General features: G+C 45.1%; 10 protein-coding genes. All 10 read left to right on the top strand.

From position 1 onward, the window contains the following. Window positions 1-40: 40 nt before the first annotated feature. On the top strand, window positions 41-997 hold the full coding sequence (locus CES81_RS07365) for a helix-turn-helix domain-containing protein (RefSeq protein WP_089121271.1): 957 nt from the start codon (window positions 41-43) through the stop codon (window positions 995-997). 63 nt (window positions 998-1,060) lie between these two features. Continuing rightward, window positions 1,061-1,642: a CDP-diacylglycerol--glycerol-3-phosphate 3-phosphatidyltransferase gene (gene pgsA, locus CES81_RS07360; protein ID WP_089089302.1), complete on the top strand. Its 582-nt coding sequence runs from the start codon at window positions 1,061-1,063 to the stop codon at window positions 1,640-1,642. A gap of 76 nt (window positions 1,643-1,718) precedes the next feature. Further along, complete coding sequence (locus CES81_RS07355; RefSeq protein ID WP_089121270.1) at window positions 1,719-2,951, top strand: competence/damage-inducible protein A; 1,233 nt, start codon at window positions 1,719-1,721, stop codon at window positions 2,949-2,951. A gap of 88 nt (window positions 2,952-3,039) precedes the next feature. After that, window positions 3,040-4,155, top strand: coding sequence for a recombinase RecA (gene recA / locus CES81_RS07350; protein WP_089121269.1), 1,116 nt, complete (start codon window positions 3,040-3,042; stop codon window positions 4,153-4,155). A gap of 256 nt (window positions 4,156-4,411) precedes the next feature. Next, window positions 4,412-5,971: a ribonuclease Y gene (rny, locus tag CES81_RS07345; protein ID WP_089121268.1), complete on the top strand. Its 1,560-nt coding sequence runs from the start codon at window positions 4,412-4,414 to the stop codon at window positions 5,969-5,971. A gap of 125 nt (window positions 5,972-6,096) precedes the next feature. Then, on the top strand, window positions 6,097-6,900 hold the full coding sequence (locus CES81_RS07340) for a TIGR00282 family metallophosphoesterase (protein ID WP_089121267.1): 804 nt from the start codon (window positions 6,097-6,099) through the stop codon (window positions 6,898-6,900). 54 nt (window positions 6,901-6,954) lie between these two features. Then, entirely contained in the window at window positions 6,955-9,576 is a 2,622-nt protein-coding gene (gene mutS / locus CES81_RS07335) for a DNA mismatch repair protein MutS (RefSeq protein WP_089121302.1), read from the top strand. Between the two features lie 12 nt (window positions 9,577-9,588). Then, window positions 9,589-11,586 carry a DNA mismatch repair endonuclease MutL gene (mutL, locus tag CES81_RS07330; protein ID WP_089121266.1) on the top strand — a complete coding sequence of 666 codons (1,998 nt, stop codon included), beginning with the start codon at window positions 9,589-9,591 and terminating at the stop codon, window positions 11,584-11,586. 160 nt (window positions 11,587-11,746) lie between these two features. Then, window positions 11,747-11,983: a YkuJ family protein gene (locus CES81_RS07325; RefSeq protein WP_089089308.1), complete on the top strand. Its 237-nt coding sequence runs from the start codon at window positions 11,747-11,749 to the stop codon at window positions 11,981-11,983. A 303-nt stretch (window positions 11,984-12,286) separates the two neighbouring features. Next, a complete protein-coding gene (locus tag CES81_RS07320) occupies window positions 12,287-14,344 on the top strand; it encodes an LTA synthase family protein (protein ID WP_089089309.1) in 2,058 nt (685 codons plus the stop codon). Window positions 14,345-14,472: the final 128 nt, after the last annotated feature.

The following is a 14,472-nucleotide window of genomic DNA, read 5'->3' as shown; positions in this document are numbered from 1 at the left end:
AATAACAAGACTTTATAGGTTAATAGGTGGAGAAAAATTTATGAGTGAAAATACTAAGTCAATTGGCGAAACGTTACGTGACGCCCGGATCGCTAAGGGTTTTACCCTTGATGACCTTCAGCAGACAACAAAAATTCAAAAGCGGTATTTGATTGCAATTGAAGACGGCAAGTTTTCAGACTTACCCGGTGATTTTTACGTGCGTGCTTTTATTAAGCAGTACGCTCAGACTGTTGGTTTAGATGGTAACGATCTACTTGATCAGTATAGTGACCAGTTGCCAAGCACCAAAACACAGGAATATGTGGATCGGGTCAATGAAGAGAATCCTTCCACACGGTCGGCTCAACGTAAAGTTGACGATCGAACAGCTAAGATCAAGCGGCAAGTACCGATTATTGCTGCGGTTATCGTTGTTGTGGCAGTCTTAATTGGTATCTGGCTGGCAACAACCAGGAGTTCTCAATCAAGTAATAAGGCACAAAACGTGGATAGCAGTTCGGTATCAGTTTCTGGCAGTTCAGCAAAATCCAGTTCTTCGGCTAAAGCCTCAAGCAAGAAGCCGGCTGCTTCATCTAAGAAGGTTTCAAAATCTAGCTTTAGCAAGGTTTCGGCTTCCGGTTCTTCAACGACTTATACCATGAAGAACGCGCCAAAGACGAAAACGATTAAAATCAAGACGTCTAATAATGCTTGGGTGTCGGTTAACTCAGCTGGGAATTCCGCCTTTCAAGGGACTGTGACCTCTGGCAGCGCACGCACCGTTAAGCTGAATGCTAACGCCACATCGGTAACGCTGAACTTGGGTAATGCACCGGCGACGAAGGTCACCATTGGCGGGAAATCATTACCAATCGCCAAATCAACGAGTTCGGCAGCCAGCACTTCTTCAACGAGTGCCTCCACAACGAGTGGTTCAGCGGCTGGTACTGCCAGTTCCGCATCGTCCACAAACACCACATCTCAGGTTCAAAATATTACTGTCCAATTTAAATAATCAAAAGAAGGTAAGCTGAAGGGCTTGCCTTTTCTTGAGACATACGTATCTGGAGGGAACACTGTGAATTTACCTAATAAATTAACGATTGGCCGGATTATTCTAATTCCGATATTTCTCATTATTCTGGCTGTACCGATGGACTGGGGCTCAGTAGTTTGGTTATCAACTAAAATTCCGGTTACTCAAATTGTAGCTGCAATTGTCTTTGCGATTGCTTCGATTACCGATTTTTTGGATGGTCAGATTGCCCGCCGACGGCATTTGGTCACTAACTTTGGTAAGTTTGCCGACCCGTTAGCAGATAAGATGATCGTGATGACCGCCTTCATTCTGCTCGTTCACATGGGTTTGGCACCAGCTTGGGTCGTTGCAATTATTGTTTGCCGTGAATTAGCAGTGACTGGGTTACGGTTGATCATTGTTGAAAATAACGGTACGGTAATGGCTGCAGCTTGGCCGGGTAAAATTAAAACGACTTCACAGATGTTTAGTATCATTTTATTGCTGCTTAACAATGTTTTGTTTGCTAACTTTCCATTGGGCACCATCTTGCTTTACATTTGCCTGTTCTTTACGATTTACTCAGGAATTGATTACTTCGTTAAGAACCGAAGTGTTTTTGCGGATTCGTTTAACGATTAAAAGAAAGGGGTATGTTCTTGAAACGAGGACAACCCTTTTTTGCTAGAATTAGAGGATAAGGATAGGAGGAAGTTTGATGAACGCAGAAATTGTTGCTGTGGGGACGGAACTGTTATTGGGTCAGATAGCTAACACGAACGGAGCTTATTTGGCACAGAAACTGGCTGAGATTGGCGTTAACGTCTATTACCAGACCGTGGTCGGGGATAACCCAGACCGCCTTGAAAACGTCTTAAAAACGGCAGAGAAACGCAGCGATTTGATCTTAACCATTGGGGGCCTTGGTCCCACGGAAGATGATTTGACGAAGCAAATCGTAGCGCACCATTTGGGAGAACCATTGGTAATCGATAACGATGCCAAAGCTAAAATAGATCAGTACGGTGCCAAACTATCAAACAATCTTAAGCAAGCACTAAAAATTCAAAATGCCATCAGCTTGACCAATCACAATGGGTTTGCCGTTGGTGATCTTTATTTGAACCAGCACGGGACGAGTTACGTCTTGTTACCTGGACCGCCATCCGAGTGTTTGATGATGATCGACCGGGAATTAATGCCGCAGTTAAAAAAACTGGGCAATCAAAACCACGTATTTAAATCTAGGGTGCTCAGGTTTGCTGGTATTGGTGAATCTCAATTGGTAACGGATATTGCCGATTTGATTGACCATCAGGATAACCCCACTATCGCACCGTACGCCAAATTAGCGGAGGTAACGCTTCGAGTGACGGCCTCTGCTGCGGATGAAGCTGCTGCTGACGCACTGATCCAGAAGACGGTGGATAAGATCCTTGCGCGGGATGGTCGGTATTTTTACGGGTACGGTGATGATAATTCTTTAGCCAAAGTCGTGGTCAATCAGCTCATTGACCGTCAGCTTTCAGTGACAGCGGCCGAAAGTTTAACTGCGGGTGAATTTCAGAGTACTATTGGCAACGTTCCTGGGGTTTCCGCCGTATTTCCTGGCGGCTTTGTCACGTATGCCAACGAAGCCAAGCAACGGTTACTTGAGATTCCAGCGGAAGTGATTGCTTCGCATGGGGTGGTTAGTGAAGCGACGGCGATCTGGATGGCCAAGCAAGCCAAGTTAAAGATGAAAACGGATATTGCGGTTTCCTTTACTGGTGTGGCGGGCCCCGATGAGTTAGAGGACCAGCCTGCCGGTACTGTTTGGATTGGCATTGCCTACCGGGATGAAGACCCCCAAGCTTATTTGTACCACTTCACTAACGGCCGTCAGCAAATTCGGGCACGCTCAGTATTAACTGGTCTGGATCTTATTCGTCAAAGATTAGCAACCAACTAGTGATGCGAACTTTTGTTCGTTTTTGCTTGCAATTTTGCGTTAAGAAAGGTATAGTTTATTTTGCAAATGGCTACTAAGGAGGAACTACATGGCTGACGAACGGCAAGCAGCGTTAGATGCTGCATTAAAGAAAATTGAAAAAAACTTCGGTAAGGGTTCTATCATGCGAATGGGTGATAAAGCCGATACTCAAATCTCAACGATTTCCAGTGGCTCATTAGCACTAGACAATGCGTTGGGTGTTGGTGGGTATCCTCGAGGCAGAATCGTGGAAGTATACGGTCCAGAAAGTTCTGGGAAGACGACCGTTGCCTTGCACGCGGTTGCTGAAGTTCAAAAAAATGGCGGGACTGCTGCCTATATTGATGCTGAAAACGCGTTGGATCCAGCTTATGCAACGCATCTAGGAGTTAATATCGATGATTTACTGCTCTCTCAGCCAGATACAGGTGAACAGGGCTTGGAGATTGCGGACGCATTGGTTGCCAGTGGCGCTGTTGACATGATTGTAGTCGATTCTGTGGCTGCACTGGTTCCTCGAGCCGAAATCGATGGTGAGATGGGAGACGCCCACGTTGGGTTACAAGCGCGGTTAATGTCACAAGCGCTACGTAAATTATCGGGATCGATCAATAAGACCAAGACGATTGCCATTTTTATCAACCAGATTCGTGAAAAAGTTGGTGTCATGTTTGGTAATCCTGAAACTACCCCTGGTGGCCGGGCGCTGAAGTTTTACGCAACGATTCGTTTGGAAGTTCGTCGCGCGGAACAAATTAAAGAGGGCACCGACATTATTGGTAACCGCGTACGGATCAAAGTGGTTAAAAACAAGGTTGCACCGCCATTTAAACGTGCAGAGGTTGATATCATGTACGGGGCTGGTATCTCACAGACCGGTGAGTTAGTGGATATGGCCGTTGATAAAGACATTATTAATAAGTCTGGTTCATGGTACTCATATGGCGATGATAGGATCGGTCAGGGACGAGAAAACGCCAAGGCGTACCTTGCTGATCATTCTGACGTTATGGATGAGATTAGGACTAAGGTTCGAAAAGCCTATAACATGGATGGTACTGCTGAGGAGGAACAGGATCAATCAGCGGACGAAAAAAGTGTTGAGACGTTAGATTTGGAGCCCAAGGATTCAAAAAATCCAAAAGACGCCAAAACGACTAAAACGAAACCTGCAAAATCATAATTTAAAGCGAAAGTCCAAGAGGTATTACTTCTTGGGCTTTTTTGATTGTAAACAGGTCAGAAAATATAGCACAGAATTTAGTTGGCTTATTTTGTCATTATATTTTAAGAAATTAATTTCTTCACTGCTGTTCGCCACTCTTTTATTGACAGCGTTGCGACTTAACATTAGAATATTAGTTGTGTCAATAATCAAATTACATCTAAAAATTTACTGATTTAGCAATCAAAAATTTTGATGATGCGGAGGTGGAATCATGGGTATTCCTGAAATAATCCTCGCAATCATCGCTATCGTTGTAGGTGCCGTCATCGGATACTTTGTCCATAAATCAATTGTTGAACGCAATTTGGACGCAGCACACGAAACAGCACAAGGCATTTTAGCTGATGCGAAAAAGCAGGCTGAGACTGATACTAAAGAGGCTTTGCTTGAAGCCAAAGAGGAAGGTCATCGCTACCGGGCCGATGTTGAAAAGGATTTGAAGCGGCAACGCGGAGAAGTTCAAAAGCAAGAAGACCGGGTTTTACAGCGAGAAGAAGCACTTGATCGTAAAGATAACGCTTTTCAAAAGCGGGAAGATGTTTTAGAACGCAAGGAAAATAAATTGAGTTCTGAACAGCAAAAACTAGCTAAATTACAGCAACAGGCGGATTCACTTGTTGAAAAACGGCAAGCAGCTGTGGAAGAAGCAGCTGCGCTTTCTAAAGAGGAAGCACAGTCCCTGATTATTAATGAAGCAAAGCAAGCGTTAAGCTCTGAACGCGCTAAGATGATTAAAGAATCCAATGAAAAGGCCGCTAAAGAAGCGGACTCGAAGGCGAAGGAATTAATCGTTCAAGCGATTCAACGAAGTGGCGCCGATATGGTATCAGACACGACAGTATCGGTTGTTACCCTTCCTAACGACGACATGAAAGGTCGCATCATTGGTCGTGAAGGCCGCAATATCAGAACCCTGGAAACGTTAACGGGGATCGATCTGATTATTGATGATACACCGGAAGCCGTTGTTTTAAGTGGTTTTGATCCAATTCGGCGGGAAGTTGCCAAGATTGCATTGGAGAAACTCATTCAAGATGGCCGTATTCATCCAGCTCGCATTGAAGAGATGGTTGAGAAGGCGCGTAAAGAATTGGATGAAAAGATTCAAGACCTTGGCGAACAAACCGTATTTGACCTGGGGATTCATTCAATGCATCCAGCTTTGATTAAGCTGGTAGGTCAGATGAATTACCGGATTTCTTATGGTCAAAATGTTTTAACGCACGCAATTGAAGTTGCTAAATTATCAGGAATTTTTGCCGCTGAGCTAGGTGAGGATGTCACACTAGCAAAACGCGCAGGATTATTACACGACATTGGTAAAGCGGTTGAAAATGACGTTGAAGAGTCTCATGTTCAAATTGGGATTGATCTAGCCAAGAAGTATAAAGAAAGCCCGGTTGTGATTGATTCAATCGCGGCGCACGAGTCAACGGCAGCACCCCACTATGTAATTTCTGAAATTGTGGTGGCTGCTAATACGATCTCGGCTTCCAGACCAGGTGCACGCAGCGATTCACTTGAAAGCTACATTCACCGGTTAGAAAAGCTAGAAACGATCGCAGATGAATTTGACGGTGTTAAGAAGTCATTTGCCATTCAAGCAGGGCGCGAAGTTCGCGTAATCGTTAAACCAGATAAAATTTCAGATTTAGACGCTGTTACACTGGCTCATGATGTTAAGGAAAAGATTGAAAGTGACATGGATTATCCAGGCCACGTCAAGGTTTCCGTTATTCGTGAAGTTCGGTCAGTAGCGTATGCTAAATAACTTTTTAGCACAAAACTAAGGGTACCCTCAAGAACTGGCAACAGCGCTTGAGGGTACTTTTTTATACCTTGAATGTGTTAAACTAAAACGTGTTGCAATAGACTAAATTAGATTAGAGGATCAACATGCGGATATTATTTATCGGAGACGTTGTCGGTGATCGTGGCGTCCAAATGATTCAAACATATTTACCACAGTTAAAACGGGATTTAAAACCCCAGGCGACGATTGTGAACGGCGAAAATTCCACGCCAGTCGGCCGCGGCATCAGTCAAAAAATTTATAAAGAGCTGCTGGCAAGCGGTGCTGACGTTGTCACCATGGGCAATCATACGTGGGATAATAAGGAAATTTACGATTTCATCGATGATACGACTAAGTTGGTCCGACCAGCTAACTATCCAGGTAAGGATGTGCCAGGCCGGGGCTGGACGAAATTAAAAGTCAATCAGGCGACCTTAGCAGTGATTAATTTACAGGGACGGGTCTTCTTACCGCCGCTGGATGATCCGTTCGCTGCTGCGGATAAGTTGGTGACAGCAATCAGAAAAGAAACGCCGGTGATCTTCGTTGATTTTCACGGGGAAGTGACCAGCGAAAAGCGGGCGATTGCGCTGTATTTAAAGGGGCGTGTCTCGGCAGTTGTTGGGACCCATACGCACGTGCAAACAAGTGATGCTCACGTCATTGATCATCAAACCGCGTTTATGACCGATGCCGGGATGACAGGGCCTGCTGCTGGTGTCTTAGGGATGCAGCCTGCCAGTGTTATTTCCCGATTTCTCAATCAGCGGCCGGCTCGTTACGAAGTTGAGACGAGTGAGCCAGGAATTATGTCTGGCTGTGTAATCGATATTAACGATGACACCGGACACGCAACGAAAATTAAACCAGTTTTAATTGATCATGATCATCCATATGATCGATAAATTGCAAGAAGTAAAGTAGAGGTGGAGAGATTGGCGAAGGTAAATCAAACGCCGATGATGGTTCAGTATCAAAAAATTAAAGATCAGTACCCAGATGCGTTTTTGTTTTACCGTTTGGGTGACTTCTATGAAATGTTTAACGATGACGCTATCAAGGGTGCGCAACTGCTGGAATTAACGTTGACGACTCGCAACCACAGCTCTAAAAACCCCATCCCCATGTGCGGGGTACCCCATCATGCGGTTCAAAACTACATTGATATCTTAGTGGATAAGGGCTATAAGGTGGCTATCTGCGAACAGATGGAAGATCCTAAGCTTGCCAAGGGGATGGTTAAGCGCGAGGTGATCCAGCTGGTGACACCCGGAACGCAAACGGATACTGGTGCTGGGAATGCTAAAGAAAACAATTACTTGACGGCACTCACTCAGGCTGGTAATAAATTTGGCTTTGCGTATGCTGATTTATCTACCGGTGAACTGAAAGTCACCTCCTTAGACAGCTTTGATGCTGTGTTAAACGAAGTGATGAGTTTACAAACTAAGGAAACCGTTGTTGATCAGTCAGTAACTGATGACGTTTTGGAACAGCTGAAGACGGTGGGTATTCTAATTTCCCATCAAGATGAAGCTTCGGTGAAGTCTGAGCTCAGTTACCTGACTCAGGACGTAGAAGCAGCGGAACAATTAACCGTTTTGCAGCACCTTTTAACCTACATTGTGACCACTCAAAAACGGAGTCTGGCTCACTTGCAGCGAGCAGTGATTTATGAACCGACCTACTTTTTGAAGATGGACCACTATTCACAGCGCAATTTGGAGCTGGCTCAGAATATGCGCACCGGCAAGAAGAGCGGCACGTTGCTATGGCTTCTAGACGAAACTAAAACGGCTATGGGCGGTCGGCTGCTGAAGCAGTGGCTGGACCGGCCGTTGGTGAACCGGAAGGATATTTTAAGCCGGCAAAAAAAGGTCAGCGTGTTAGTCGACCAGTATTTTGAACGCAACAGTCTTCAAGAAGAACTGACCCGGGTGTACGATCTGGAACGGTTAGCGGGACGAGTTGCTTTTGGCAGTGTCAACGGGCGTGATTTGATCCAGTTGAAAACTTCTCTGCAGCAAATTCCGAAGCTTCAACACATTCTTAATGAACTGCCGGAAACGGCCTTCAGTGATATTTATCAGCGGTTGGATCCAATCGAAAACGTCACCGAGGCAATTGAGTCTGCAATCGTCGATGAGCCGCCGTTATCCGTAACGGATGGCGGGGTGATTAAGGACGGCTATGATAAAACGTTGGATTCCTATCGTGAAGCTATGCATAATGGCAAACAGTGGATGGCCGAGCTGGAAGCATCGGAGCGGAAAATTACCGGCATCAACAACTTAAAAATAGGGTATAACCGGGTCTTCGGGTACTACATCGACGTCACTAAGGTCAACTTGGATAAGTTGCCGGAGGGCCGTTACGAACGGAAACAGACTTTAACTAACTCAGAGCGGTTTACTACACCAGAACTGAAGGAAAAAGAGCGTTTGATCTTGGAGGCGGAAGAAAAGTCGACCGACTTGGAGTACAAATTATTTGTTAAAGTCCGGGAACTGGTGAAAGCCAACATTCAACGGATTCAAAATCTGGCGCACGCGGTTTCTGAACTGGACGTTCTGCAGAGCTTTGCGGATGTCAGCGAGAAATACCGCTTTGTAGCACCAACGTTTACTAAGACTGGGCACGATTTGGAGATCGTGGAGGGCCGTCACCCAGTGGTGGAAAAAGTACTGGGACGCCAGACCTACGTGCCAAACGATGTTAAAATGCCGGAAGACACCTCCATTTTGCTGATTACCGGGCCAAATATGTCTGGTAAGAGTACTTACATGCGGCAGCTGGCATTAACCGTTATACTGGCACAAATGGGCTGTTTTGTACCGGCGAAGTCGGCTAAAATGCCGATCTTTGACCAAATTTTCACGCGTATCGGTGCGGCGGATGATTTAATTTCCGGTGAAAGTACGTTTATGGTGGAAATGAAGGAAGCTAACGAAGCGCTGTCTCACGCGACGGCTAACTCACTGATTTTATTTGATGAAATTGGCCGTGGGACCGCAACTTATGATGGCATGGCTTTGGCTCAAGCAATCATTGAGTTTGTCCACGACCGCGTGCACGCTAAAACGTTATTTTCAACTCACTACCATGAGCTGACGGTGTTAGACAAAAGCTTAACCCATTTGAAAAACGTGCATGTCGGGGCCGTTGAAAAGAACGGCGAGCTGGTCTTCTTGCATCAAATGCAGGCTGGTCCGGCCGATAAGTCGTATGGGATTCACGTGGCTAAGCTAGCGGGCTTACCAGATTCACTATTGAAACGGGCGGATACGATCCTAACGCATTTAGAGAAAACGCAGGACCAACACGCAACGGTCCAAGTGGCGACTGAAGATCGAACGGTCAAGCCTGAGCCTCAACCGGCAGCGTCATCGCCAGAAGTGATCGATGATGAAGAAGATACGCAGTTATCCCTATTTGGCGAACCGGAAAAGAAGTTAACCAAGGCTGATAAGGTTGCGTCAGAAGTTAAGTCACTGAACCTAATGGGCATGACCCCCATGGACGTCATGAATCAAGTCTATAAATGGCAGCAGCAGTTAGAGCAGTTAAAGAAAAAACGGTAACGGGGTGAGATAATGGCAGCAATCCATGAACTTTCAGCAGTGTTGTCTAATCAAATAGCGGCTGGTGAAGTGATCGAACGGCCGGCCTCCGTCGTTAAAGAACTGGTGGAAAACGCAATTGATGCCGGCAGCCACGAAATCGACATTATTGTTGATGAGGCCGGTTTGAAGTTAATTGAAGTGATCGATGACGGCAGCGGTATTGAAGGCGATCAGCTGGAGTTGGCCTTTCATCGCCATGCCACCAGTAAGATCGATGATCGTAAAGATTTATTTAAAGTGCGTTCTTTAGGCTTCCGTGGTGAGGCGCTGCCAAGTATTGCTTCAATTGCTGACGTGGTCATGGTCACGTCAACGGGGGGTGAAGGCCAGGCAATTCATATTGCCGGTGGAAAAGTGCTCTCGCAAAAACCAGCGGAGGCGCGACGAGGAACGGATATCGCGGTGAAAGATTTGTTCTATAACGTGCCGGCCCGCTTAAAGTATATGAAATCGTTGAACACTGAACTGTCTAAAATTGTGGATATCGTCAATCGACTGGCGCTGGGACACCCGCAGATTCAAATCTCTTTAACGCATAATAACCGTGAACTGATGCGGACGGCGGGCCGTGGTGACTTACTGCAGGTCATTGGCAGTATTTACGGCATGAATAAAGCGGGAAAAATGCTCCCAATTAACAATGCAGATGCTGATTTTAAAATCAGCGGTTACGTTTCACTGCCGGAGCTGACCCGTGCCAGTCGCAATTACATGACGCTCCTGCTAAACGGTCGTTACATCAAGAATTATCAATTGACCAAAGCAATTATTGAGGGCTACGGGTCAAAACTGATGGTGGGCCGTTACCCGGTGGCGGTGGTCAACCTTGAGATGGATCCGCTGCTGGTGGACGTTAACGTTCACCCAACTAAGCAGGAAGTACGGATCAGTAAGGAATCCGAATTAAGTGAAATCGTTACCGCAACCATCCGGGCAAAACTAAGCGAGCAGAATTTAATTCCGGATGGTTTGACTAATTTGCGCAGGGGGCAGGTGGATCCTAAGCAAGTGGCTCAAGACCTGGCTGCGGTTTCGGCCACCCGCGGTTCTCATCAGGGGATTAGTTCAAAGGCTACTAGCAAGCCGAATACCGTTCACCCAGAACCAGTACAGTCAACTCAACGGGAGCAGGCACCAACTAGTGGGGCGCTGTTTGATCAAAAACCCTCTGACGGTTCAGAAAACCCCATTGTCATTCGCTCAAAGGATGATTTGAACTCGGCAGCGGTATCAGTTTTTGAGGAGAAGTATCAGCAGCCTTCAACGCCGTTCAATGAACCGGTGCCAGGGGCTGCTAGCCCGGAAGATAAGGCCAAACCAAAGCCGCAGGAAACGGAACTGCTGGATCAGCAGGACCGTTTTCCTAACCTGATCTACATTGGGCAGTTTCACGGCACGTATCTGTTAGCGCAAGCGGATGATGGGTTATATATCCTTGATCAGCACGCTGCGCAGGAACGGGTCAATTATGAGTATTACCGTCAAGCAATCGGTGAAGTGAGCGAGGATCAGCAGCGCTTACTGGTGCCTATTGTGCTTGATTACAGTACCAGTGACATGCTAAAAATTACTGATAAACTGGATACGTTAGCGGCAGTTGGTCTGCACTTAGAACAATTTGGGCCAAACAGCTTTATTTTGCGGCAGCATCCCACCTGGTTTAAGGCGGGACAAGAAGCAGATACGGTCAAAGAAATGGTTGACTGGGTATTACGGGATGGTCGGTTAACCGTGGCCCAATTCCGCGAAAAAGCGGCGATCATGATGAGCTGTAAGCGAGCAATCAAAGCGAATCATCACCTGGACGATCAACAGGCTAAGGCGCTGATCGAACACTTGAAAACGGCGGAAAACCCGTTTAACTGCCCGCATGGCCGGCCGGTACTGATTCATTTTACGGATACGGATATGGAAAAAATGTTTAAGCGAATTCAGGAATCCCACCATTCGTTAAGATCAGAGGCTTAAGCAAAAGAAGGTTAATGCCGGTACTGGTATTAACCTTCTTTTATGCCCGCTCAGGTGGGCGAATTAAAAATTCAGCAGGATATTTACAAAAACTAGTGCTTACTGCAACAGGATTTGGTAGAATTAGACTGTTAAATTTGAATTCGGAAAGGGGATTCTCATGGAGGAATCACAATTAATCGGCATTATTAACCGACTTAAAGCAATGCAAGAAGATGCCGGAGACGAGCCACAACCACGTCGTTTTGAAAAAGAAGGCGTTGAACTGGCTCAAGTTGTCTATCACCCAGAGACGCAAACTTATAGTTTGGATGAGTATCAAGCTAAGGAACATTTCGAGTTTGATAACATTGATTTGATCGCGATTGAATTGTTTGAATTACTTACTGATAACTAAAATAAAAACTATGGGGAACCATAGTTTTTATTTTAGTTATCGTTAATGCCTGACAGCCTTAATGGCAATCAAGCACGTCTTGTAAGGTCGTGATAAGCCAACACATTTGGGACAGTGAGATAGGTGTGCTAAGTAAAAGGGCTGTGGCAGGTAAGGATGATACAAGAAGTAAGCTTCTTGAGTAATGGGTAGGTTATATGACTTTAAGTTTGAAGTTTTTTCAAAGTAATTTAGATAAGATTGCTATTTTATAGAGATTCGATATAATGGCATTTGTTAAGTTTAACCTGGAGGCACGATGTTATGTCGGATTTTGTAAAACGGACGACTGCTAAGTTTAATACCGTTTTCGGTTTCTTTATGCTAGTAGTTGTTTTATTTTGTATTAAGACGTATATCGCGTATCAAACGGAGTTTAGTTTAGGGGTCAAGGGTGGTGTGCAGCAATTTTTGCTTGCTGTTAATCCAATTCCGGCCGCACTGTTGCTGTTTGGTATTGCACTATACTTTCGTGGACGCTTAGTCTACTGGCTAATGATCCTGATAGATCTGATTCAGACATCTTGGATCTTTGCCAACATTCTTTACTACCGAGAATTTTCTGATTTTCTATCGTTTGGTGTCATCAAAGGATCCGGTAACGTTCAAAACAATCTGGGTAAGAGTATCGGTCAAATTATTCACCCAACGGACTTTCTTGTCTATTTGGATGTTATTTTACTGATTATCCTGTTGATGACTCACATTATTCGCGTTGATAGCCGGCCGTTTAAGCGGCGCTATGCTTTAACGATGTCGATTTTAGCGTTCTCGCTTATGGGTGCTGAATACGGGATGGCTAACGCTAACCGTTCAGGTTTACTGACCAGAACGTTTGATAATAATTATTTGGTTAAGTATCTTGGCTTAAACGAGTATGCTGCTTTCAGTGTTTACCAGACACAAAAGCAAAGCTCAACGCGAGCCCATGCCAACGCCGGTGATCTGCAGAGTGTGGAGAAGTATTTGAAGCACAATCGGGTGGGGGATAATCCCGCTTATTTTGGCACCGAAAAGGGTAAAAACGTCATTATCATTCACTTGGAAAGTTTTCAGCAATTTTTGATCAACTACAAGGTGGACGGTAAAGAGGTCACGCCTAATTTAAATAAGTTCTATAAGAACCAGCACACCATGAGTTTTGATAACTTCTATAATCAAGTTGCACAAGGGAAAACTTCTGATGCCGAGATGATGCTTGAAAATTCATTGTTTGGGCTGCCTCAGGGATCAGCAATGACCGAATATGGGACTCAAAATACGTTCCAGGCGGCACCGGCGATGCTTGATCAGAAGGGTTATACCACGGCTGCCTTTCATGGTGACGTGCCAAGTTTTTGGAATCGGGACAATACTTATAAGTCATGGGGATACGATTATTTCTTTAGTTCCCAGTACTATAAGCAAAAGCCTGACTATTCAGTTGGTTATGGGTTAAAGGATAAGATTTTCCTACGTGATTCGGCGAAGTACTTACAACAGTTGCCGCAGCCGTTCTACACTAAATTGATCACGTTGACCAATCATTATCCATATGAATTGGACAAGCAAAACACCGACTTCCCCGCAACTAAGACGGGGGATAAGACGGTGGATCCATACGTCCAAACTGCTCATTATTTGGATCAAGCTTTTGGTGAGTTTTTAACGTATATGAAGCAGTCGGGTCTGTATAAACACAGCGTGATTGTTTTATATGGGGATCATTATGGAATCTCGAATAATCACCGTCCCGCCATTGCCCAATTGCTGGGCAAGAAAAAAGTGACGAGCTATGACTTAGCACAGTTCCAGAAGGTACCGTTGATGATTCATGCGGATGGTATGAAGGGCGGTATTAACCATACGTATGGTGGTGAAATCGATGTTTTACCGACGCTAATGGACTTACTGGGTGTCAGGGATAATCATACGATTCAGTTTGGCAATGACCTGCTGGCTAAGAACCGTAGTCAGACCGTTGCCTTTAGAGATGGTGATTTTGTCACGCCGCAATTCGTGAAGATGGGCAGTACTATCTATAACACTAAGACTGGGGCGGAGGTTAAACCCAACGCCAGTCAAAGGAAGATTCTTGCACGAGAGCAAAACCACGTGACGTCCGAGCTTTCTCTTTCCGACCGGGTTATTCAAGGGGATCTACTAAGGTTCTATCAGTTAAAGAACTTTAAGTCGGTCAATAAGACGAAGTATAATTACAAGTATTCTAATGGCATGCAGCAGCTAAAAGATGCACAGAAATCAGAACCAACCAGTTTAATGGCGAAAAACCATGGTAAAGTGACTGCTAGCTACAAAACGGATGCACCAGAACTTAAATAAGAATGATAAAAAGAGCAATGCATTTGTGACGTGTACCCCCAAAGTTGGAAACAACTTTGGGGGTATTTCTATGACTAAAATTTCCTGGGATACTAAAATTATAGCTATTAAAGCATATTTAACAGGGA

It is taken from the genome of Secundilactobacillus pentosiphilus (assembly GCF_002217985.1).
In the GTDB taxonomy this organism is placed as follows: domain Bacteria; phylum Bacillota; class Bacilli; order Lactobacillales; family Lactobacillaceae; genus Secundilactobacillus; species Secundilactobacillus pentosiphilus.
Note: the sequence above shows the minus strand (reverse complement) of the source record. Positions and strands in the feature narration are given on the sequence as shown.